1 pseudogene is annotated in these 445 nt (G+C 62.5%); it reads left to right on the top strand.

Annotated features, from left to right (window positions below):
• Positions 1 to 399 (top strand): annotated as a pseudogene (locus tag ACFV6I_RS39760) (hypothetical protein); the annotation flags it as partial.
• Positions 400 to 445: the final 46 nt, after the last annotated feature.

Raw genomic sequence — 445 nt, 5'->3', positions numbered from 1 at the left:
GTGCTGGAATATGCCCGCAACGTGTTGGGCTGGGCCGACGCAGAACACGGCGAACTGGCTCCCGATTCGCCCCGTGCAGTACTCACGCCCCTGACCTGTGCGCTGGTGGAAGCGACTGACACCATCCGCTTGATGGCCTTTACCCGCATCGCAGAGGCCTACGCCACTCTGGATATCCATGAAGGCTACCGTTGCCGCTATGGCATCAATCCCGACTTCGAAAGCGCACTGCTGGAAGCCGACCTGATTGCCAGCGGCCATGACTCGGCGGGCGACCTGCGGGCGGTGGAGCTGCTGGACCATCCGTTTTTTGTCGCCACCCTGTTCCAGCCGGAACGTGCGGCCCTCACAGGCATTACACCGCCGCTGGCAATTGCACTGCTGAAGGCCTGCGTATGATCGCCAAGACGCCCAAGCCGCCGTACTACGCGGTGGTGTTCAGTTC

Origin of the sequence: Kitasatospora sp. NPDC059803 (assembly GCF_042732255.1) — a bacterium.
Classification (GTDB): Bacteria; Actinomycetota; Actinomycetes; order Streptomycetales; family Streptomycetaceae; genus Kitasatospora.
This window is presented reverse-complemented; position numbering and strand designations above follow the sequence as displayed.